This is a genomic window from Streptosporangium sp. NPDC051022, assembly GCF_040683035.1.
Classification (GTDB): Bacteria; Actinomycetota; Actinomycetes; order Streptosporangiales; family Streptosporangiaceae; genus Streptosporangium.
The window spans coordinates 734,336-756,392 of record NZ_JBFBCF010000001.1 but is presented as its reverse complement, the minus strand read 5'-3'; the positions used below and the strand labels follow the sequence as shown (position 1 = coordinate 756,392).

At 72.3% G+C, this 22,057-nt stretch carries 19 protein-coding genes; 14 read left to right on the top strand and 5 right to left on the bottom strand.

Translation table 11 applies throughout. The annotated features are described in order from the left end of the window. Nucleotides 1-58: 58 nt before the first annotated feature. From AB0N02_RS03565 to AB0N02_RS03555, 3 genes are read right to left on the bottom strand one after another with little or no spacing between them, the layout of a single operon-like run. Nucleotides 59-1,204, bottom strand: coding sequence for a thiolase family protein (locus AB0N02_RS03565; RefSeq protein WP_363942180.1), 1,146 nt, complete (start codon nucleotides 1,202-1,204; stop codon nucleotides 59-61). Then, on the bottom strand, nucleotides 1,201-1,830 hold the full coding sequence (locus AB0N02_RS03560) for a CoA transferase subunit B (protein WP_363942178.1): 630 nt from the start codon (nucleotides 1,828-1,830) through the stop codon (nucleotides 1,201-1,203). Before AB0N02_RS03560 ends, AB0N02_RS03565 begins: the two co-directional genes overlap by 4 nt. Then, nucleotides 1,827-2,579, bottom strand: a complete 753-nt coding sequence (locus AB0N02_RS03555) for a CoA transferase subunit A (RefSeq protein WP_363942176.1) — start codon at nucleotides 2,577-2,579, stop codon at nucleotides 1,827-1,829. Before AB0N02_RS03555 ends, AB0N02_RS03560 begins: the two co-directional genes overlap by 4 nt. A gap of 116 nt (nucleotides 2,580-2,695) precedes the next feature. On the opposite strand from AB0N02_RS03555, the gene AB0N02_RS03550 reads away from it, so the two are divergent. Then, a complete protein-coding gene (locus tag AB0N02_RS03550) occupies nucleotides 2,696-4,162 on the top strand; it encodes an IclR family transcriptional regulator C-terminal domain-containing protein (protein ID WP_363942174.1) in 1,467 nt (488 codons plus the stop codon). Nucleotides 4,163-4,225: 63 nt separating this feature from the next. On the opposite strand, the gene AB0N02_RS03545 is transcribed toward AB0N02_RS03550, so the two are convergent. After that, the gene (locus AB0N02_RS03545; protein ID WP_363942172.1) at nucleotides 4,226-5,041 is read right to left on the bottom strand and encodes an IclR family transcriptional regulator C-terminal domain-containing protein; all 816 of its coding nucleotides are present in this window, start codon (nucleotides 5,039-5,041) and stop codon (nucleotides 4,226-4,228) included. Between the two features lie 209 nt (nucleotides 5,042-5,250). On the opposite strand from AB0N02_RS03545, the gene AB0N02_RS03540 reads away from it, so the two are divergent. The 6 genes from AB0N02_RS03540 (at nucleotide 5,251) to AB0N02_RS03515 (ending at nucleotide 12,917) form a co-directional block, all read left to right on the top strand. After that, on the top strand, nucleotides 5,251-6,792 hold the full coding sequence (locus tag AB0N02_RS03540) for an FAD-dependent oxidoreductase (protein ID WP_363942171.1): 1,542 nt from the start codon (nucleotides 5,251-5,253) through the stop codon (nucleotides 6,790-6,792). A gap of 22 nt (nucleotides 6,793-6,814) precedes the next feature. Continuing rightward, a complete protein-coding gene (locus AB0N02_RS03535) occupies nucleotides 6,815-8,155 on the top strand; it encodes an amidohydrolase family protein (RefSeq protein ID WP_363942170.1) in 1,341 nt (446 codons plus the stop codon). 180 nt (nucleotides 8,156-8,335) lie between these two features. Continuing rightward, nucleotides 8,336-9,262 (top strand): alpha/beta hydrolase, encoded by a 927-nt coding sequence (locus tag AB0N02_RS03530; RefSeq protein ID WP_363942168.1) that lies wholly within the window; start codon nucleotides 8,336-8,338, stop codon nucleotides 9,260-9,262. An 82-nt stretch (nucleotides 9,263-9,344) separates the two neighbouring features. After that, nucleotides 9,345-10,853, top strand: a complete 1,509-nt coding sequence (locus AB0N02_RS03525) for a CoA-acylating methylmalonate-semialdehyde dehydrogenase (protein ID WP_363942166.1) — start codon at nucleotides 9,345-9,347, stop codon at nucleotides 10,851-10,853. A gap of 100 nt (nucleotides 10,854-10,953) precedes the next feature. Next, nucleotides 10,954-12,012: a maleylacetate reductase gene (locus tag AB0N02_RS03520; protein WP_363942164.1), complete on the top strand. Its 1,059-nt coding sequence runs from the start codon at nucleotides 10,954-10,956 to the stop codon at nucleotides 12,010-12,012. Continuing rightward, entirely contained in the window at nucleotides 12,009-12,917 is a 909-nt protein-coding gene (locus AB0N02_RS03515; protein WP_363942162.1) for an intradiol ring-cleavage dioxygenase, read from the top strand. The genes AB0N02_RS03520 and AB0N02_RS03515 overlap by 4 nt, the downstream gene beginning before the upstream one ends. Before the next feature lie 99 nt (nucleotides 12,918-13,016). Here the strand turns inward: AB0N02_RS03515 and AB0N02_RS03510 are convergent, their stop codons facing one another. Then, nucleotides 13,017-13,847 (bottom strand): IclR family transcriptional regulator, encoded by an 831-nt coding sequence (locus AB0N02_RS03510; protein ID WP_363942161.1) that lies wholly within the window; start codon nucleotides 13,845-13,847, stop codon nucleotides 13,017-13,019. Between the two features lie 280 nt (nucleotides 13,848-14,127). Between AB0N02_RS03510 and AB0N02_RS03505 the strand changes: the two genes are divergently transcribed. From AB0N02_RS03505 to AB0N02_RS03475, 7 genes are all read left to right on the top strand, one after another. After that, nucleotides 14,128-15,363, top strand: coding sequence for an FAD-dependent monooxygenase (locus AB0N02_RS03505; protein ID WP_363942158.1), 1,236 nt, complete (start codon nucleotides 14,128-14,130; stop codon nucleotides 15,361-15,363). Then, entirely contained in the window at nucleotides 15,360-16,709 is a 1,350-nt protein-coding gene (locus tag AB0N02_RS03500; RefSeq protein ID WP_363942156.1) for an ABC transporter substrate-binding protein, read from the top strand. Before AB0N02_RS03505 ends, AB0N02_RS03500 begins: the two co-directional genes overlap by 4 nt. Before the next feature lie 46 nt (nucleotides 16,710-16,755). Further along, nucleotides 16,756-18,762, top strand: coding sequence for an ABC transporter permease (locus AB0N02_RS03495; RefSeq protein WP_363942153.1), 2,007 nt, complete (start codon nucleotides 16,756-16,758; stop codon nucleotides 18,760-18,762). After that, nucleotides 18,762-19,559, top strand: a complete 798-nt coding sequence (locus tag AB0N02_RS03490) for an ABC transporter ATP-binding protein (RefSeq protein WP_363942151.1) — start codon at nucleotides 18,762-18,764, stop codon at nucleotides 19,557-19,559. Before AB0N02_RS03495 ends, AB0N02_RS03490 begins: the two co-directional genes overlap by 1 nt. Next, on the top strand, nucleotides 19,556-20,311 hold the full coding sequence (locus AB0N02_RS03485; protein ID WP_363942149.1) for an ABC transporter ATP-binding protein: 756 nt from the start codon (nucleotides 19,556-19,558) through the stop codon (nucleotides 20,309-20,311). Before AB0N02_RS03490 ends, AB0N02_RS03485 begins: the two co-directional genes overlap by 4 nt. A 20-nt stretch (nucleotides 20,312-20,331) precedes the next feature. After that, entirely contained in the window at nucleotides 20,332-20,961 is a 630-nt protein-coding gene (locus tag AB0N02_RS03480) for a hypothetical protein (protein WP_363942147.1), read from the top strand. Nucleotides 20,962-21,066: 105 nt separating this feature from the next. Then, nucleotides 21,067-22,047: an amidohydrolase family protein gene (locus AB0N02_RS03475; protein ID WP_363942145.1), complete on the top strand. Its 981-nt coding sequence runs from the start codon at nucleotides 21,067-21,069 to the stop codon at nucleotides 22,045-22,047. Nucleotides 22,048-22,057: the final 10 nt, after the last annotated feature.

Sequence of the window (22,057 nt, the reverse complement as noted above, 5' to 3'; positions counted from 1 at the left end):
GGGGTCCGTACTCGACACGAGGTTCGTACTCGATACGGGGTCCGTACCGAGTACGGGGTCACCTTTCGAGCACGATGGCCAGTCCCTGGCCGACTCCGATGCAGAGGGCGGCCAGGCCGGTGCCCGAACCGGCCTCGGCGAGCCGGTGGGCGACGGCGCCGGTGATGCGCGCCCCCGACGCGCCCAGGGGGTGGCCGAGCGCGATCGCGCCGCCGCACGGGTTGACGATCGAGGGATCGAGGTCGGGCAGTTCGGCCAGGCAGCCGAGCGCCTGGGCGGCGAACGCCTCGTTCAGCTCGGCCGTGGTCAGCTCGCCGAAGCCCTTGCCCGCCCTGGCCAGTGCCTTCCCGGCCGCCTCGACCGGGCCGAGGCCGAAGTGGCGGGGTTCGAGCGCGCTGACGCCGGTGGCGACGATCCTGGCCAGCGGTTCGCGCCCGGCGAGCCCCTCCTCGTCGGTGAGCAGCAGCGCCGCCGCGCCGTCGCTGAGCGGGGAGGAGTTGCCCGCCGTCACGGTGCCGTGCTCGCGGAAGACCGGCTTGAGACGGGCCAGCGCCTCCAGGGAGGTGTCCTCACGGATGCCCTCGTCCCGGGAGAGACCGCCGATCGCGACGATCTCGCGCTCGAAGGACGCCCTGGCCGCCTTCCGATGGCTGTCCAGGGCGAAGGCGTCCTGCTCCTCGCGGGTGATGCCGTGCTTGTCGGCGATCAGCTCGGCCCCCTCGCCGAGGGCCACGGTGTGCTCCCGCGGCATCCTCGGGTTGACCAGGCGCCAGCCGAGTGCGGTGGAGACCAGCTCCTGGCCGCCGGCGGGGAAGGCCCGCTCCGGCTTGGGCAGCACCCAGGGGGCGCGGGTCATCGACTCCACGCCGCCGGCGATCACCACCGAGGCGTCGCCCACGGCGATCGCCCGGTAGGCCTGGACGACGGCCTCCATGCCGGAGCCGCAGAGCCTGTTGACGGTCGCGCCCGGTGTGGTCACCGGCAGCCCGGCCAGCAGCGCGGCCATCCTGGCGACGTTGCGGTTCTCCTCACCGGCGCCGTTGGCGTTGCCGAGGATCACCTCGTCGGCGTGGTCGAGGCCGGTGCGCTCGGCCAGCGCGCGGAGGACGTGCGCGGCCAGGTCGTCGGGGCGGACGCCGGACAGCGCTCCGCCGTACCTGCCGACGGGGGTCCTGAGCGAGTCGACGATGTAGACGTCCTTCATGCGATCACCTTCGCCGCCGTACGGCTCCGCAGTTCCGCCACGCCCACCCCGGGCGCGGTCTCCACGAGCACCAGTCCCTCGCCCGTGACGTCGAGGACGCCGAGGTCGGTGATCACCCGGTGGACGCAGGCCCTTCCGGTGAGCGGCAGGGAGCACTCTTCGACGATCTTCGGTGAGCCGTCCTTGGCCACGTGGTCCATGATCACGATGACCCTGCGGGCGCCGTGCACCAGGTCCATGGCCCCGCCCATCCCCTTGACCAGCTTGCCGGGGACCATCCAGTTGGCCAGGTCGCCGCGGGCGGAGACCTGCATCGCGCCGAGCACGGCGACGTCGATGTGGCCGCCGCGGATCATGCCGAACGACAGCGCGGAGTCGAAGAAGGACGCCCCCGGCCGGACGGTGACCGTCTCCTTGCCCGCGTTGATCAGATCGGGGTCGACCTCGTCCTCGGTGGGATAGCGGCCGACTCCGAGGATGCCGTTCTCCGAGTGGAGCACGACGTCCACCTCGGGCGGCAGGAACGACGGGATGCGGGTGGGCAGCCCGATGCCGAGGTTGACGTGGTCGCCGTCGCGCAGCTCGGCCGCGGCCCTGGCGACCATCTCGTCCCGTGACCACGTCATGAGCTGACCGTCCTCTTCTCGATGCCCTTGTCGGCGGCCTGCTCGGGGGTGAGCACGACCACGCGCTGCACGAAGACGCCGGGCAGGTGCACCTCGTCGGGGTCCAGCTCGGTGAGCTCCTCCACCTCGGCGATCGTGACGCGCCCCGCCATCGCCGCCAGCGGGTTGAAGTTGCGGCTCGCCTTGTTGAACACCAGGTTCCCGTGCCGGTCCCCGCGCGCCGCCCTGACCAGCGCGAAGTCCGTGGTGATGCCGCGCTCCAGGACGTACTCCACGCCGTCGAACTCGCGCACCTCCTTGGGAGGCGAGGCCACGGCGACCGAGCCGTCCTTCGCGTGGCGCAGCGGCAGCCCGCCGTCGGCGACCGGGGTGCCGACGCCCGCGGGGGTGTAGAAGGCGGGGATGCCACAGCCGCCGGCGCGCAGCCGTTCGGCCAGGCTGCCCTGCGGGGTCAGCTCGACCTCCAGCTCCCCCGCGAGGTACTGGCGGGCGAACTCCCTGTTCTCGCCGATGTAGGAGGCGGTCACGCGGGCGATGCGCCCGGCGGCCAGGAGAACGCCCAGGCCGCCGCCGTCCACGCCGCAGTTGTTCGACACCACGCCGATGCCGGTCACCCCCGTGTCGTAGAGGGCTCGGATCAGCACGTTCGGGATGCCGCCGAGGCCGAAGCCGCCGACCGCGAACGACGCGCCGTCGTGCACATCGGCCAGGGCCTCCGCGGCGGTGGCGATCACCTTGTCTCTGCCCACAACACTCCTGTGTTCGCATAGTGAACTTTAGTTCACTAATATGCGCCGAGTATGCGTGGCATGAAGCCCACCTGTCAAAGTGCTCCCATCACCCGAAAAAGCGAGAAGGAGACCGAATGGAGCCGGCCGGAACCCTCGAACGCGGTCTGGCCGTGCTGCGCGCCCTGTCGGCCGCCCCCGGGCGGCGGACGCGCGCGACCGACCTGACGCGCATGACCGGCCTGGCCAGATCCACGGTCGACCGCGTCGTGGCGACCTTCGCCCATCTCGGCCACCTGCGGATCGAGGATCGGGACGTGCTGCTCGCCCCTCCCCTGATGGAGCTGGGCGAGGCGTATCTCGCCTGCGGTGGCCTCGCGGAGATCCTCGGCCCGCCCGCGGACAGGCTCGCGCGGGAACTGGACGAATCGGTGTCGCTGGGCGTTCTCGACGGGGACGGGCTGCGCCTCGTCGGCCAGTTCACCCGGCGGCGCACGATGTCCGTCGCCTTCCGGACCGGGGACCTGCTGCCCGCCGACCGCTGCGCGACCGGTCTGGCGCTGCTCGACCCGGCCGCGCCGTGGGCCGAGGACGACCAGCTCATGGAACCGGGGGTGATCGCGGTGGCGATGCCGGTACGGGACGGGAGCGGCAGGGCGGTCTGCGCGCTGGGCGTGGCCAGCCACACCAGCAGGCACACCCTCGCCGGACTGCGCGCCCATGCCCTGCCCCGCCTCAGGAAGGCGGTGGCCGAGATGGAGACGGCGCTGTCCGCGCCGGTTCCGCCGCCGGTGCCGTCCGCCGCCGTGGACACCTCCCGCGCCGCGAAGGAGGAGCTGGGCGCCGAGTATCTCCAGTCGCTGGCCCGCGGCCTGGCCGTACTGGTCAGCCTCGGCTCGGCACGCGGCGGGCTGACCCTCGCCGCCGCCGCCAAGGCGACCGGCCTGCCCAGAGCCACGGTACGGCGGGCGATCCTGAGCCTGGAGCGGTTCGGATACGTGGCCGCGGAGGGCACCCGTTTCGTTCTCCTGCCCAGGGTCCTGGAGCTCGGCTACGCCCATCTGTCCTCACGGACCCTGGAGGAGATCATCCAGCCGCACCTGACGGACCTGGTGGCGCGGCTCCGCGAGTCGGCGTCGGTCGCGATGCTCTCCGGCGACGAGATCGTCTACGTGGCGCGTGTGCCCGTCATGAGCATCATGAGCGTCGACATCACCGTGGGCACCCGCTTCCCCGCCTACGCGACCTCGATGGGCCGGGTGCTGCTGGCCGGTCTTCCCGACGAGCGGCTGTCCGCGATCGTCCCCCGGCCGCTGACCGGTCGCACCGTCACGTCGTCCGGCGAGCTGGCGGCGGCCGTACGGCGGGCGAGGGCCGACGGGTACGCCCTGGTCGACCAGGAGCTGGAGGACGGCGTCCGATCCGTCGCCGTCCCCCTCCACGACCGGGACGGGCGGGTCGTCGCCGCGGTGAACGTGGCCACCCACGCCAGCCGCGCCACCGTCGACGACCTGCTGCGCGACGTCCTGCCCGTGCTCACCGAGACCGCGGCCAGGATCACCAACGACCTGGCGCACATCCGCCAGGACCTGCTCCGCTCCTGATCCCGCCCACGCCCGGCCCGCCGGGGGCGGGGACCCGCGCGAACCGGCGTGCTCCCGGGCGGCTCACATCGCGGCCCGCTCCGAGACGAGGATCTGGGGGGTGTTCCGGAGCAGGGTGTGGTTGTTTCCGATCTCGCTGGCCGCCAGCAGGACCAGGGGCAGGAAGTCCTCCGTCATCTGCTCGCGGGTGACCTCGGCGGCGATGGCGCTGAGGTTGACGGCGGCGACGACGGCACCGTCACCGTCGCGGACGGGCGCGGCGATCGACCGGACGCCGGGGGTCATCTCCTCGTCGGTCGCGGCCCACCCGCGGGCCCGGATCTCGCGGAGCTCGCCCTGGAGGTTTTCGAGGGGCTGCTCCCGGAAGGCGCGGATCATCGAGGTCGACGGGGTGGCCAGGACCTCGCCGAGCCGGTCGCGGTCGAGCGAGGACAGCAGGACCTTGCCCAGCGCGGTGCTGCGCGCGGGCAGGCGCATGCCGACGTTGATGTTGGTCGAGACCACCTTCGGAACGGCGGCGCGGGCGACGTAGACGACGTCCGAGCCGTCGAGCAGGGCGACCGAGGCCGCCTGGTTCGTCGAGCGGACCAGGTCCCGCAGGTACGGCTGCGCGATGTCCCACAGGCCGGTCGACAGCGTGTAGGAGACGCCGAGCTCCAGGACGCGCGGGGTCAGCACGAAACCGCCGTCGGCGGGACGCACGTAGCCGAGCTGCTCAAGCGTGAGCAGGATCCGCCGCGCGGTCGGGCGGGCCAGAGACGTCTCACCGGCGATCTCGCTGAGGGACATCGGCCGATGGTGGGCGCCGAAGGACTTGATCACATCGAGGCCGCGTGCGAGGGCCTCGATGAAGTCGGGGCCGGTGTTCTCCCGAGCCATGGTCACCTTTCTTGCGTGGCGCCCGGAAAGGGCGATCATCCGTACAACGGACAAGTGTACGCGCAAGCCCCACCCTCTGGTGTACAGGTCTTTTACCTGGTTTTTTACGGCATTGACGCGAGATAGCGGCTGACTTATGCTCGGCCGCACGCCAAAAACGGACAGTTGTCCGTAGGGCGGACAGAGTGGCAGGGAGCGAGGCAAGAGAGATGCGTAGAGCTGATGCGGACGTCGTCGTCATCGGTGGTGGTCCCTCGGGTGCGACCGTCGCGGCCGAGGCCGCCCGACTCGGGGCGCGTGTGATCGTTCTGGAGAAGCGAGAGGGAGACAGCCCGTCGAGAGCCGGCGTCATCCAGCCGCGCGTGCTCGAACTCCTCGACGCCCGGGGACTCATGGGCCGCTTCCGCGAGGCCGCGAAGAACTGGCGGCCCGACTTCGAGGTTCCCCGCTACATCTATGCCGGGCTCACGGGCCTGCGCTACGACCTGCTGGACAGCGCGCACCCGTACGCGCTGATCCTGCCGCAGACCACCACCGAGCACCTGCTGCGCGACTGGGCCGCCGAGGCCGGTGCCGAGGTGCGGCGCGGGGTGACCTACGTCGAGCACACCGAGGATGCCGGGGACACGGGCGGAGTCACCGTGACCGCGCTCGACGCCGACGGGACGACCGTCCGGCTCCGCGCCCGGTTCCTGGTCGGCGCGGACGGCGCCCGCAGCGCGGTGCGGACCCACGCCGGTATCCCGTTCGAGGGACGGGAGGCGGAACTGACCGCGGTGTCGATCGACGCCGACCTGCAGTTCCCGTGGGCGGCGTCGATGCAGATGCGGCGCAACGAGAACGGCTGGGTCCTGGCCTATCCGTTCGGCCGGCGGACCACCCGCTTCATCATCGTCGCCGAGGCGCGTCGCACCGTACCGCGCACCGAGCCGGTGACGATCGAGGAGGCGCGCGAGAGCCTGCGCGCGATCTTCGGCGAGGACTTCGGCATCACCGGCGCCAAGTGGGTGTCGCGGTACGGAGACACCCACAAGACGACGCCCTACCTGCACCGGGGCCGGGTGTCGCTCGTCGGCGAGTCCACCCGGGTGCACTACCCGGCCAGCGGCATCGGCATGAACTACTGCATCCAGGACGCCTTCAACCTCGGCTGGAAACTCGGCCTGGTCGCGACCGGCGAAGCCCCCGAGGCACTGCTCCGGACCTACGACGACGAGCGGTACCCGGTGCTCCAGGACCTCATGGACGACGTCGCGGCCCAGTGCAAACTGCACTTCGACTTCACACCGGCCGGTCTCAAGCTCAAGGAGTTCGTCGAGACGGAGCTCATCCCCGTCCCGGAGGTGAACGCGATCCTGCGCGACCGGCTGAGCGGGTTCAAGACCACCTACCACCGGGACGGCGACCCGCACCCGGCGGACGGCACCCGCGTCGGCGAACTCCACCTCGGCGACCACCGCTACACCGAGGTCGCGGCCCGGAGCGCGTTCGTGCTCGTCGAGCACGCGGACCGGGCGCCCGCCACCCGGGAGCTGCCCTCCCGGATCACCCGGGTCGTGACCGACGACCCCGGCTTCACCCGCGAACTGGCCGGCGCGTCCGCGGCCCTCATCCGTCCCGACGCGTACGTCGCGCGGGCCTGGACGGCCGCTCCGTCCGACTCGGAGCTTGAGGCGGCCTACGCCGGGGCGGTCGGCCACGGTGTCCGCACCGACCTGACGCCCGCCGATCTGACGCCCGCCGGCCACTGACGGACCACGGAAGGTACATCGGATGAGCAAGGCCACCACCACCATGCTGATCACGGGCGGCTGGGTCGTCTCCGGCGACCCCGTGATCGGGACCGCGGAGGACACCGACGTCCTGGTGCGGAACGGAACGATCGTCGAGGTGGGCCAGGGGATCGTGGCGCCCGGCGCCGAGGTGCTCGACGCGTCCGGGATGCTCGTGCTGCCCGGACTCGTCGACGCCCACAAGCACACCTGGCAGTCCGCCGTGCGCCACCGGTGCACCGGCATGGACCTGATGACCTACTTCGGGGAGATGTTCGGCAGACTCGGGTCGCGGTACCGGCCGGACGACGTCTACGTCGGCAACCTGCTCGGCGCGCTCGCCGCGCTCGACGCGGGCACGACGACGCTCATGGACTGGTCGCACGTGCAGAACTCCCCCGGACACGGCGACGCCGCGATCCAGGGGCTGCGGGAGGCGGGCGTGCGCGCGGTGTTCGGCCACGGCTGGCCACTGGTGGACCTGCCCGAGTGGATCATGGAGAGCGGCCGCGACCACACCGGCGACCTGCGCAGGATCCGCAACGACCTGCTCCCCGACGACGACGCCCTCGTCACACTGGCGCTGGCCGGGCGCGGACCGGAGCTGTCGACGATGGAGGTGACCCGCAACGACCTCGCGATGGCCCGCGAGCTCGGCATCCGCACGTCCATCCACATGGGCTGCGGCACGGACTTCGGCGCGATGGCCGCGATCGCCCGGATGAACGACGCGGGCCTGCTCGGTCCCGACCTGACGTTCGTGCACTGCAGCGAGAGCAGCGACGACGAGCTGCGGATGATGGCCGACCACGGCGTCGGCGCCGCGGTCGCCCCGCAGCACGAGCAGGGCCTGCCGGGCATCGGGCACACCCCGATCGACCGCCTGCGCGGCCTCGGCGTCACGACCGGGCTCAGCAGCGACACCGAGGCGTTCGGCGCCTCGGACCTGTTCACCCAGATGAAGGTGGCGCTGGCCGCCACCCGGAGCCGGGTGAACACCGGGCGGTCGCGCTTCGAGGACCCGCCGAGCACCTTCTCCGTCGGCGACGTGTTCCACCTGGCCACCCAGGGCGCCGCCGAGGTGCTCGGGCTCGGCGATCGGGTGGGGAGCCTGTCGCCCGGCAAGGCCGCCGACATCGTGCTGGTCCGGGCGACCGACCTCAACCTCTACCCGGTGACCGACCCGGTCGCCGCGGTGGTGAACGCGGCGCACGCTGGCAACGTCGACACGGTCGTCGTCGCCGGGGTGGTCCGCAAGCGGGGCGGCGTCCTGGTCGGCGTCGACCAGGACCGGCTGCGCGCCCTCGCCGAGGAATCCCGCCGGCACATCCTCGCGACCTGAACCCCGCCCACCCGGCCCCGCCCACCCCGAACCCACCCGTTCCGAACCCATTCCGGCCCCGCCCACCCCCGACCCACCCCACCCCCACCCGTTCCGGCCGCGGCCCGGGCACCCGCCCGGGCCGTGGGATCCACGCGCCCGCGGACCGGAACAGACCCGACGACGAAGATGAGGAACCCCATGACCCTCGACAGTGGATTCGCCGGCTTCCTCGGCATGCTCCGCTCCGCCGGAGCACCGGGATCGTTCGACGGTGAGCCCGACGAGATGCGAGCCCGGATGACCCAGGCCATCGAGGGCGGCTGGGACCCCTCGACCTTCGCGCCGGTCGCCTCGGAGGAGGACGTCACCGTCGGGCACCTGAGCCTGAAGGTGTTCCGGCCCGAAGCCACCGGGCCGGTCCCGACGGTGCTGTACTTCCACCCCGGCGGCTTCGTCACGGGAAGCGCCCACCTCATGCAGGACGTCGCCCGCCGCCTGAGCCACGAGCTGTCCGCCGTCGTGGTGTCGGTCGACTACCGGCTCGCCCCGGAGAACCCGTTCCCGGCCGCCGTCGAGGACGCCTCGGCCGCGCTCGACTGGGTACGGGCCAACGTCGGCCGCCTCGGCGCCGACGCCGGCCGGATCGGCCTGGCCGGGGAGAGCTCCGGCGGCAACCTGGCCGCCGTCACCGCGCTGCTCGCCGCCCGGAGCGGGAACCCGGTCCGCGCCCTGCTGCTCGCCTCGCCCGTCACGGACTTCACGGCGTCGTACCCCTCGACGGCCGAGAACGCCACGGGGTACTTCCTCGAAACCGAGGACCTGGCCGTGATCGGCAAGCTGTACTTCCGCGGCGATCACGAGACCGCGCGGGACGTACGGGTGTCCCCCGCCCTCGCCGGGGACCTCGGCGGGCTGCCCCCCACCGTGGTGGGCGTCGCCGGTTTCGACCCGCTGCGCGACGACGGCGTCGTCTTCGCGGCCCGGCTGCTCCAGGCCGGCGTGCCCACCACGCTCAGGGTCTACGCCGACCTCATCCACCCCTTCTTCGGAATGCCCGCCGTGTCACCCGGCGCGGACCGGGCCGTCACCGAGCTCACCGCGCTGTTCGCGGCGGAACTCGGCTGACGACCCACCCGAAGGCACATGAGCGCGGGCCCGCCCGCACCGCCAAGGCCCCACCCCCGCCCGCACCGTCATGGAGGAAGACATGGCCGTCATCGAGCACTGGATCGGCGGTGAGGCCGTCACCGGGCGGTCGACGCGAACCGCCCCCGTCTACGACCCCGCCACCGGCCGGCAGCGGCACGAGGTGCTCCTCGCGACACCCGAGGACGCGGCCGCCGCGGTGGACGCCGCCAGGGCGGCCTACGACGGATGGAGCCAGACGTCGCTGATGCGACGCACCCGGGTGCTGTTCGCCTTCCGGGAGCTGGTCAACCGCGACGAGGAGAAGCTCGCCGAGCTGATCACCGCCGAGCACGGCAAGGTGCTGTCCGACGCGCTCGGGGAGGTACGGCGCGGCCTGGAGGTGGTCGAGTTCGCCTGCGGCATCCCGACCCTGCTCAAGGGCGACTACTCCGACCAGGTCTCGACGGGGGTGGACACCTGGTCGTTCCGCGAACCGCTCGGCGTGTGCGTCGGGATCACCCCCTTCAACTTCCCGGCGATGGTCCCGATGTGGATGTTCCCGGTCGCCATCGCCTGCGGCAACACGTTCGTCCTCAAGCCGAGTGAGCGCGACCCGTCGGCGTCGATGCTGCTGGCCCGGCTGTGGCGGGAGGCCGGGCTGCCGGACGGCGTCTTCAACGTCCTGCACGGGGACAGGGTCGCCGTCGACGCCCTCGTCGACTCACCGGAGGTCGCCGCGGTCTCCTTCGTCGGCTCCACGCCCATCGCCCGCCGCATCCACGAACGCGCCTCGGCGGCGGGCAAGCGGGTCCAGGCTCTCGGCGGGGCCAAGAACCACGCCGTCGTCCTGCCCGACGCCGACGTCGACTTCGCGGCGGACCATCTCGTCGCCGCCGCCTTCGGTTCGGCGGGGGAGCGCTGCATGGCCGTCTCCGCGGCGGTCGCGGTCGGATCGGGGGCCGACAGGGTGGTCGACGCGGTCGCCCGGCGAGCGCGTGCGGTACGGGTCGGGCCCGGCGCGAGCCCGGACAGCGAGATGGGCCCCGTGGTCACCCGTCAGGCACGGGAGCGGATCGCCGGGCTGATCGACACCGGAGCCGAGCAGGGCGGACGGATCGTGGTCGACGGCCGCGGGTACGTCGTGCCCGGACACGAGGAGGGCTTCTTCCTCGGTCCCACGCTGATCGACCGGGTACGGCGGGACATGGACGTCTACCGGGAGGAGATCTTCGGCCCCGTGCTGTGCGTCGTGCGCGCCGACGACGTCGACGAGGCGATCGCGCTGATCAACTCCAACCCGTACGGCAACGGCACGGCCATCTTCACCTCCGGCGGCGAGGCGGCGCGCCGGTTCCAGCGAGGCGTCCACGTGGGGATGATCGGTGTCAACGTCCCGGTGCCGGTCCCGATGGCGTTCTACTCGTTCGGCGGATGGAAGGAATCACTGTTCGGCGACAAGCACGTCCACGGCCCCGAGGGCGTCGGCTTCTACACCCGCGCCAAGGTCGTCACGGCCCGGTGGCCCGGACCTCGCGGCGCCCTCCACGGGAACTCCGGGGCCAGCTTCGACTTTCCGAACAACGCGTGAGCGGAAGGACCGTGTGGCCGCACCGGAACGGCCCGGCGCGCCCGTGCCGTTCCACCGGCCCGGTCTCGACATCCGGCGCATGCCGTACAGGAGGAGACGAATGACGGAAAGCTTTGTCTACGAGGCCCTGCCGATGCGGGTCGTTTTCGGTCCGGGGAGCATGGCCCGGCTTCCCGGCGAGGCCGAACGGATCGGGGCGCGGCGGATCCTGGTCCTGTCCACCCCGCAGCAGCGGGACCTGGCCCGGCGGGTGGCCACGCTGCTCGGCGAGCGCGCCGTGGGCGTGTTCGCCGAGGCTCGGATGCACGTGCCGGTCGAGACGGTCGCCGCCGCGGAGGCGGTCGCGGCCGACCTGGCCGCCGACGGCTGCGTCGCCGCGGGAGGCGGGTCGACGATCGGTCTCGGCAAGGCGCTCGCGCTCCGGCGGGGGCTTCCCGTGCTGGCGCTGCCCACGACCTACGCCGGTTCGGAGATGACGCCGATCTGGGGACTCACCGAGAACGCCCGCAAGCGGACCGGACGCGACTCCGCCGTCCTGCCGCGAAGCGTGGTCTACGACCCGGACCTGACCATGACGCTTCCGGCGGCCGTCTCGGTGACCAGCGGGCTCAACGCGCTCGCCCACGCCGTCGAGGCCCTGTACGCCCCGGACGGCTCTCCGGTCGTCGCGGCCATGGCCGAGCAGGGCGTCCGGGATCTGGCGACCGCCCTGCCGCTCATCGCCGGTGACCCCGGCGACCGGGCGGGACGGGCGGCGGCGCTGCGGGGGGCGTGGCTGTGCGGAGCCTGTCTCGGCGCCACCACGATGGGCCTGCACCACAAGCTGTGCCACGTTCTCGGCGGCATGCTGGACCTCCCGCACGCCGAGACCCACGCCGTCATGCTCCCCCACGTCGCCGCGTACAACCTGCCGGCGGCTCCGGCCGCGGCCGCCGCCCTGCGCCGGGCCCTGGACACGGACGACGCGGCCGCCGGTCTCGCGGCCCTCGCGGCGGGGCTCGGCGCCCCCGGGAGTCTCAGCGAGCTGGGGGTCGCCGAGGGCGATCTCGCCCGGGTGGCCGGGGAGGTGCTGGCCGACCCGTACGCCAACCCGCGACCGGTGAACCGGCCCGAACTGACGGCGCTCCTACACGCCGCCTGGACAGGAGAGACATCGTGACCACACCGTCGACCACCACCCCCGTCCGTATCCCGGCCGAGCAGGAGCGCCGGGAGACCGCCCTGACCGACAGGGTGCTGAGGTCGTTCGACGAATGCCGGGACCCTCGGCTCAGGGAGGTGATGCGGTCGCTGACGCGTCACCTCCACGGCTTCCTGCGCGAGACGAGACTCACCGAGGAGGAGTGGGCCGCGGGAATCGCCTTCCTCACCGCGGCCGGTCACATCACCGACGCCAGGCGGCAGGAGTTCATCCTGCTCTCCGACGTCCTCGGGGCCTCGATGCAGACCATCGCGATCAACAACGAGGCCAGCGGCGACGCGACCGAGGCCACCGTCTTCGGGCCCTTCTTCGTCGAGAACAGCCCGGAGGTGCCGCTCGGCGGTGACATCGCCCTCGGTGCCGCCGGCGAGCCGTGCCTGGTCGAGGGAACCGTCACCGACACGGCGGGCCGGCCCGTGCCCGGCGCCAGGATCGAGGTCTGGGAGGCCGACGGGCACGGCAGGTACGACGTGCAGTACGACGACGAGCGGACGGCCGCCCGGGCCCACCTGTTCACCGACGACGACGGGCGCTACTCGTTCTGGGGAATCACCCCGACGCCGTACCCGATCCCGCACGACGGCCCGGTCGGCGGGCTGCTCGCCGCGGTCGGCCGGTCCCCGATGCGCGCCTCGCACCTGCACTTCATGGTCACCGCGGAGGGGTGCCGGCGGCTGGTGACGCACATCTTCGTCCGAGGGGACGAACTACTCGACCAGGACAGCGTCTTCGGGGTCAAGGAGTCACTGGTCAAGGACTTCGAACGGCAGCCGGCCGGCACGCCGGCGCCGGACGGCCGGGCCGTCGACGGCACCTGGTCCAGGGCGCGCTTCGACATCGTGCTCGCCCCGGCGAAGGCGTGACGGCGACCGGCTTCCGGGACGGTCACCGGTTCCCGGGACAGTGACCGGATTCCGAGAAAGTGACCGGTTCCCGGGACCGCCGGCGACCGGCTCCGTGGCTCATCCACCGCCCGCCCGGACCGGTTCGCGGGCCGACGGCCGCCCCCAGAGGAGATCGGCGTCGTCCCCGCCGGCCGGGCCCGGCGTCGTGGCCAGGCCGCGGGAGATGCCGCGGCCGGCCATCACGACGGCCGGCACCAGCCGGTGGACCGCCGGGTCGGGTCCCACCACGGAGAGAGCGGCGACCACGCGCCCCTTCGCGTCGGTGATCGGCGCCGCCACCGAATAGGCGCCCACGCTCACCTCCTCCCGCACGACGGCGACACCCGTCCGCCGGCATTCGGCCAGCGCCGCGCGCAGTCCGGCCTCGTCGGTGACGGTCGCCGCGGTGAAACGGGCCAGGCCGTCCCGGACCACCTCGGCGAACAGCTCCTCGTCGGCGTGCGCCAGAAGGACCTGGCCCACGGCGGAGGCGTGCAGGGGCAGCCGCCCGCCCACCTGGGACCGGACGGGCACCGCGTCGACCGCGGAGAACCTCTCGACGACGAGGGCCTCGCCGCCGTCGAGGACGGCGAGCTGCACGTGCTGCCGTGTGGCGGCGTGGAGGTCCTCCATGAAGGGCATCGCCCGGACGCGCAGCGGCAGCCCGCGTGGATTGAGCGTGCCGAGCTCCCACAGCCGCAGGCCGATCACGTACGCACCGCACGGAACGCGTTCCAGCGCCCCCCAGCCGACCAGCTCGCGGACCAGCCGGTGCGCGGTGGCGTGGCGCAGGCCCGTGATCCGGCAGATCTGGGCGAGCGTCAGCTCCGGCTGTGCCGGCGTGAACGAGCCCAGGACCGCGAGCGCTCGGGATGTGACCGTACGGCCGCGTTCGGTGCTGTTGGGCATGTCGATTACCTACTCGCGATAGCGGTGACGCCGCTGTCATTGTGCCGTCCGCCGAGCGGCGCGGACCAGGAAGGGGTCCGTTCAACGGACATCGTGCTGCGGCGCGGCGCACCCGCCGTGGATTGTATGGGGCACAGCCCACCAAGCGCGTCCACGGTCCGGCCGCCGCACACCCGCCGCCGCCGCACCGCTGAGATCTTCGCGCTCGCACCCCGGAACGCCCTTGCCGCTCGTGTCGGCGGCGTCGCCGGTTCCCCCCAAGACTGACAGGAGTATGCGAATGGGCATCAGCGACAGACCGCCCTCGCCGGGCCCACGGGTGGCCGTGGTCGGCGGGGGGATCGGTGGCCTCGCCGCCGCCGCGTTCCTCCACCGCGCCGGAATCGACGTGACCGTGTACGAGCAGGCCAGAGAGCTGGCCGAGGTGGGTGCGGGACTTGTCGTGTCGCCCAACGCCGTACGGCTGCTGCGCCGCCTCGGCCAGTTCGAGCGGCTGCGGGAACGCGCGGTGGCGTTGCGGGTCGGCTGGGAGTTCCGGCGCTGGGCCGACGGACGGGTGCTGTTCTCCCAGCGGCTCGGCGACGAATGCGAGCGCCGCTACGGCGAGCAGTGCTACGTCACCCATCGCGCCGATCTCCTCGACGTGGTCCGGGCGGCGGGTCCCGAGTCGGCGCTGCGGCTGAACAGCCGTGTCGTCGGACTGGAGCGGCTCCCCCGAGGCGTCGAGATCACCTTCGCCGACGGATCGCGGACGACGGCCGACGTCGTCATCGGCGCCGACGGGGTGCACACCACCGTCGGGCGGTTCGTGGGGCAGACCGGGGCGCCGCGGTTCTCGGGGATGTGCGCCTACCGCTGCCTGGTGCCGGCGCACCGAGCCCCCGCGTTCGCGCTGCGTCCCGTGCAGACACTCTGGCTGGGGCCCGGCCGTCACCTCGTGCACTACCCGATCTCCGGAGGCACGCTGGTCAACATCGTCGCCTTCGGACCGGCGCACGACTGGACCACCGAGTCCTGGTCGGCCGAGGGCCGGATCGAGGACCTGCGAGCGGAGTTCGGCGGATGGGCGCCCGAGCTGACCTCGCTGCTCGCGGCGGCGGACCGCACCGGCCAGTGGGCACTCCTGGACCGTGATCCGCTGCCTCGCTGGACCAACGGCCCGATCGCGCTGATCGGCGACGCGGCGCACCCCATGTTCCCGTTCTACGCCCAGGGGGCCGCCCAGGCGCTCGAAGACGCCGCGGTGCTCGCCCGCTGCCTCGCCGACCAGCCGGCTGACCCGCCGGCCGCCCTCGAACGCTACGAGAGGATCCGCCGCCCACGGGCCACCCGGGTGCAGCAGGCGAGCCGAGGCAGGGCCGAGACCAACCACCTGCCCGACGGACCGGCGCAGCAGGCCAGGGACGAGTTGTTCGCGAAGGAGGACCCGTTGACGCACAACGGATGGATCTACGGTCACGACCCCGAAATCGGATTCACGTCGAACGACCACGACACGAGGAGCGCCGCCGAATGACCGATGACACGCGTGGCCGCAGGCGCACCTGGCATGCGGTCGTGGCGGCGGGCGCCGGAGTCCTCCTGGGACTCACCGGCTGCTCCAGCCAGGAAACGGACGGACGGACGGGTGCGGGCGGGAGCGCTGCGCCGTCGAGCACGGCGTCGGCGAACGCGGCCGGACTGCCGGGCCTGGACGTCGCGCAGAGCACCCTGAGCCCCTACGTCGGCGGCACGCCGGGCAGCGCGGACACCGGCAAGCCACCGGTGTACGTCGGCTTCGTCACCCAGCAGGGCGGCATCCCGAGTTTCCCCGAGGCGCAGGTCGCGGCGGAGGCGGCCGTCAAGTTCGTGAACGACAAGCTGGGAGGCGTCCAAGGCCGCCCGCTCGCGCTCGTCCCCTGCGTGGTCGTCTCCGCGCAGGAGGAGGCGCTGAACTGCGCGCAGAAGATGGCCGGCGACGAACGGGTGCGGGTCGTCCAGCTCAGCCTGCTGACCGTCGGGACCGCGTCCATCTACGACACCCTGCGCGATCGGAAGGCGGTCGTCGGGCAGACCCCGGCCTCCCCGACGGACGTCGCCGCCCAGGGGGTGTACCAGCCCTGGCCCGGCTCGTACGGAATCCAGGGCGGTATCGCGAAGTACGTCGCCGACGTCCTCAAGGCCAAGCGTGTCGCCGTGGTCTACGACGGCGACGACCCCGGCTCCGCCTTCGGCGCCAAGTCGGTCGCGGCCGCGTTCGACCACCTCGGAGTCTCGTTCAAACAGGTCGCCACCCAGACCGGCTCCGCCGACGTCGCCTCCGCGCTCGTCTCGGCGGGAGCGCTCGACGCGGACGCGGTGGTGCGGATCGCGAACACGCCCAGCTGCGTCCCCACCGCGCGCGCCGTACAGCAGCTCGGCGTCAGGGCACCGGTCATCGCGCTCGACTTCTGCACCGACGACTCCGTGCGCCAGGCCAACGGCGGCGACCTGCCGAAGTGGACCTACGTGGGACAGTCCCGCAACGTGCTGTCACCCCAGACGGACCAGCAGGCCGCGATCTACCGAAGCGTCATGGACGCCTACGCCCCGCGGGCGAAGGTCGGCGGGCTCGCCCCCTACGCCTGGGACTCGATCATCCTGAACACGAAGATGCTCAACCAGCTGGGCGCCACCCCCACGCCCGCGGCGGTCTCCGAGTGGTGGAAGGGGTTCCGCGGCCCGCTGTTCCTCGGGCCGGACCGCGTCACCTGCGGCTTCCTCGCCGACAAGGGCCTTCCGTCGCTCTGCTCGACCACCGTCTTCCTGACCGCGTATCTGGGCGACGGCCGTTGGGAACGCTCCATCGAAGTGAACGCCGAGAGCATCGGCATCACGCAATGACACCGCGACGCCTTCCACCGGCCGGCGCCACCCCAGGGATCCGCGAATGAGCGCCGAACAGATCCTCGCCTTCGTGATGCTCGGGCTCGGGTACGGCACGCTCATCGCCGGGCTCGCCACCGGCATGGTGGTGACGTACCGCTCGTCGGGCGTCATCAACATCGCCGCGGGCGCCACCGCGGCCTACTCCGCCTACACCTACTCCGAACTGCGCACGACCGGGACCCTGGTGCTGCCGCCGCCGATCCCGCTGACGGCCGACCACCAGCCGCTCGGTGCCCTGCCCGCCCTGGCGATCTGCCTGGTCATGGCGGCCGGTCTCGGCGCGCTGCAGTACCTGCTGATCTACCGGCCGCTGGCGAAGGCGGGACCGCTCGCCAAGATCGTCGCGTCGTCGGGTGTCCTGCTGACGGTGCAGGCGGTGATCGTCCTGCACTGGGGAGCCGATCCGGTCGCCGCCCCGGCCGTCCTGCCGCAGGAACCGGTCGCCCTGCTCGGTGTCTCGATCCCGGAGGACCGCCTGTTCCTGGCCGGTCTCGTGGTCGTGGTGACGGCCCTGCTCTGGGCCCTCTACCGCTACACCCGGTTCGGAATCGCGACCCGGGCGGTCGCGGACAGCGGGAAGGGCGCGGTGCTCATGGGACTGTCCACCACTCGCCTGGAGGCCGCCAACTGGGTGATCGCGAGCGTGCTCGGAGGACTGTTCGGCATGCTCGCGGCGCCCACGACGCAGCTGCAGCCGGTGGCCTTCACGCTCCTGGTCGTCCCGGTGCTGACCGCCGCCCTGCTCGGCGGGTTCTCTTCGTTCGGCGTGACCGTCGCCGCGGCGTTCGGGCTCGGGACGGTGAACTCGCTGATCGCCCTCTTCCAGGGACAGCCGTGGTTTCCCAAGATCGACGGCGCGCCGCTGCCGGGCGTGACCGAGCTGGTGCCCTTCCTCGTGCTCGCCGTCGTGCTCTACCTCAGGGGACGCGCGCTGCCGGACAGGCTGACGGCGGTCGCGCCCCCGATGCCCCGCGCGCCCCGGCCCCGGCACGTCGGGCCCGCCGCCGCCGCGGGCACCGTGGTCGTCGTCGCGGCACTGGCCGGGCTTCCGTTCGACTGGCGCCAGGCGTTGATCAACACGATGCTCGGGGCCGTGCTCTGCCTGTCGGTCGTCGTCACGACGGGCTTCGTGGGCCAGATCTCCTTCGCCCAGATGGCCGTGGCGGGGGCCGCCGGATACGTGACCGCCGCGGTCGGAGGCGACGCGAACCTTCCGTTCCCGCTGCCCCCGATCGCCGGCGTCGCGGCGGCGGTGGCGACGAGCCTGCTGTTCTCGGTACCGGCGCGCCGGGTGCGCGGGCTCCAGCTGGCGATCCTGACACTGGCCGGCGGCGTGGCCGCCCAGCGGTTCTGGTTCGGCAACCCGCAATGGGGAAGCGGGCTGCGGCCCGCGAACGTCACGCCGATCACGATCTTCGGCATGGAGATCTCCCCGTCCCACTCGTTCTGGGGGACGGAGTCGCCCAGCAGCGGATTCGGCCTCGTCGTCTTCGCCCTGCTGCTGGGATGCGCGCTGCTGGTGGTGGGGATCCGGCGGTCGGCCCTCGGGGCGCGCATGCTGGCCGTACGCTCCAGCGAGGCCGCCGCCGCGGCGGCCGGTGTGAACGTGGGCGCCGTCAAGACCGCCGCCTTCGCGATCGGCGGCCTTCTCGCGGGCGTCGCCGGTGTGCTGTACGGCTACAACTTCACCGGCGTCAGCGCGGACCGTTTCGGACCGCTGACCTCCATCGCGTTCTTCGGCATCGCCGTACTGGGAGGGGTCGGAACGGTCGGCGGCGCGCTCGTCGGCGGCCTGCTGGTGTCGCAGGGTCTCCTGTTCCACGCCGTGACGACGTGGTTCGGGATAGGCCCGGACTACCAGCCCCTGTTCGCGGGACTGGCCGTGATCCTGACCGTGATCGGATCGCCGGACGGCGTCGCCGTGAGCGTCGCCGACGCGGCGCGCGCCCTGCGCGAGACGTGCCGGAGACAGCTGCGGCGCGGCGAACCGGCGATGGGGGAATCGTGATGGGCGGCCCGCTCCTCCACGCCGAGGCGCTCTGCCTGAACTACGGCGGCGTGCGTGCGCTGCGAGAGGTCGACATCGAGATCATGCCCGCGGAACTGGTCGGAGTGATCGGCCCGAACGGTGCCGGGAAGAGCACGCTGCTTGACGCGATCACCGGATTCGCCCCGCTCACGAGTGGTGCCCTCACGTTCGACGGACGGGACATCCGGCGCCGCCGACCGGCGGAACGGGCTCGCATGGGGGTGGCCCGGACCTGGCAGACACTGCAACTCTTCGAGGACCTGACCGTCTCCGAGAACGTGCGGATGGCGCTTCGGCGCCGTCCGGCAGCCTCCGGCACCGTCGTTCCCCATCGGGGCGGCGGGCGAGCGGAACACGATGTCCTCGCACGCCTGGGAATGGACCGGCTGGCCGGCCGGATGCCCGGCGAACTGTCGCACGGACAGCGTGTCCTGGTCGGCGTCGCCCGCGCGCTGGCCGGCGACCCGAAGCTGCTGCTGATGGACGAACCCGCGGCCGGGCTGGACGGACGCGAACGCGACCTGCTGGGCGGGATCCTGCGCGACGTCGTCGCCTCGGGCACGTCGGTCGTCCTCGTCGATCACGACATGCCGCTCGTCCTCGGGATCTGCGACCGGGTGTACGTCCTCGACTTCGGCGCGGTCATCGCCGACGGCGCACCCCGGCAGGTACGGAACGACCCCCGGGTCATCGCGGCCTATCTGGGCACCGACGACCCGGGAACACGAGACGACGGACGGCTCCGGGAGAGCCTGGCGGCCGAGGAGGCGCGGTGAGCCTGCTGGAAGTGGAGCGCCTGACGGCCGGATACGCGGCCGTACCCGTCGTGCGGGACGTCGGTCTCTCGGTGGAGCGGGGCGAACTGGTGGCCCTGCTCGGCGCCAACGGCGCGGGAAAGACCACGACGCTCCTGGCGATCTCCGGCCTGGTGAGCACGTACTCGGGCGAGATCCGGCTGGCGGGCGCGTCGATCTCCGGGCTGGCGCCCGCGCGACGCGCACGGGCGGGCATACAGCACGTCCCCGAGGACCGGTCGCTGTTCCCGTCCCTGACCGTGGACGAGACCATCAGGCTCGCCGGCGGTACGCGAAGGTCACCGGAGTGGGTGCTGGAGTACTTCCCCGCGCTGAGGGAGCTCGGCGGCCGCAGGGTCGCCGCGCTCTCCGGCGGGGAACAGCAGATGCTCGCGCTCGCGCGGGCCCTGTGCCGCGATCCGAGCCTGCTGATCGTGGACGAGATGAGCCTGGGGCTCGCGCCGCTGGTCGTCAACGCCTTCTTCCCGGTGCTCCGCCGCATCGCGGCAGAGCGGGAATGCGGGGTCCTCATCGTCGAACAGCACGTACATGTGGCGCTGCGGTGGGTCGACCGCGTCTACGTCATGGCCGGCGGGACGATGGCGGCCTCGGGAACCGCGGACGAGATGCGGCCCAAGGTCGACGAACTGACCAGCGCCTACCTCGGGGAGCAGACGGCCCCCTCACCCGTGCCGGCCCCGGCCGGCACTCATGCGGTCGACAGTGGAAGTTGACAGTGGAAAAGGAGAGAACGATGAAGGTCTTCGACGTCCGTGACATCACCGAAGGTGTCGACGCCGCACTCGCGGTCGTCGAGAACCCGGCGCATCGGCACATGCTGAAGAACTACCGCCGGCACGCGCTGCTGGAGGTGTCGGGCTTCTGGGAGGACATCCTCACGCCCACCATGATGGTGGACCACCCGGTCTACCGGATCACCGAGCGGGGCCGGACCACGGTGTGCGACGGCATGGACGAGGTACGTGACTTCTACTCGCACATCGTCTCCGCGGGGGCCAACGTGTTCGGCGCGCTGGAGGAGCACGTGGCCGTCTCGGACCACGGCATCTTCATCGAGGCCGTCTTCGCCCAGGTGGTCCGCGGTACGGACCCGGCGCTCGCCGGTGAGGACGTCGATCCCCGCGGCGTCTACCAGGTCTCGCACAACTTCGCGGCGAGCTGGCCCTACCGCGACGGGCGGCTCGCGGGCGAGTACATCTACGACGACAGCGGCAGCTGGCGCGTGGACGAGGTGGATCCGTCGGCGCTGATCTCGCCGGCCGAGGCGCGGGCGCTGCTGGCGCCGAGCCTGGAGCGGAGCCCGCTCTCGGAGATCGAGGAGGGCCTCGCGCTGTTCACCGGCGGGCGGCCGCGGCGCGCGTAGTCCGCTCCGGAAGCTCGAAAACCGGGCGAATCTCCGCCGCGACCGGCGGCGGTACCGACGACGGCGCAGCAGTACCGACGACAGCATGGAAAGGCGAGAACGCAGATGGTCACCGCGCGGCACCCGACGGCCACCCGCGCCGACGGATGCATCGACATCCACGCGCACTTCTCCCCGCCGAGCACGCGGGACGAGCGAGTCCGGGCATGGCAGGCCATGCTCGGCAGGGGGATCTACTTCCCGGAACCCTACGAATGGTCCCTGGAGCGGACGCTGGCCTACATGGACTCCTCGGGAACCGCCATGCAGCTGCTGAGCAACATCCCGGGCACGGTGCCCGCCGTTCGCGCCTCGAACGACTACGGCGCGAAACTCGTGGCGGACCATCCGTCGAGGTTCGGTCTCCTGGCGGCGCTGCCCACCGATGATCCGTCGGCCGCCCTGCGGGAGGCGAGGCGGGCACACGAGTGCCTCGACGCCGACGGATTCGCGGTCACGGCCGACTACAACGGTGTCCACCTGGGCGACGACTCGCTCGCGCCGTTGTGGGCGCAACTCGACGACTGGGGAGCCGTGGTGTTCGTCCACCCGGACGCACGCCGCCCCCCTGTCCTGGACCACCCGGCGCCGCTGTACGAGGTGGCCTTCGAGACCGCCCGGACCGTCTTCGACATGCTGTTCCGCAGGACGTTCACGCGGTACCCGAACATCACCTTCGTCATCGCCCACTGCGGAGGCGCCTTCCCCGCGCTGACCGGACGGCTCCGTCTACTCGGAGACGAGGCCTGGGTGCCGCAGGGGATAACGGCGAACGAGATCGACGAGCAGGTCTCAAGGCTCTATGTCGACACGGCGGCGACCGCCGCCGCGCAGTCGCTGCTTCCGGCGGTGGCCACCGTCGGCGCCGGCCACATCGTCTACGGCAGCGACTGGGGCGCCCCCTGCACGACCGAGGCGTCCGCCGACGCGAACCTTCGCGGTCTGGCTCAGTGCGGTGCCCTGACCGCCGAGGAGGCCGAAGGGGTCAGGCGGCGCGCGGCGGACCTCTTCCCGCGCGCCGCGAAGCGGCTGGCCCACGCCGCTTAGCGCCCACACC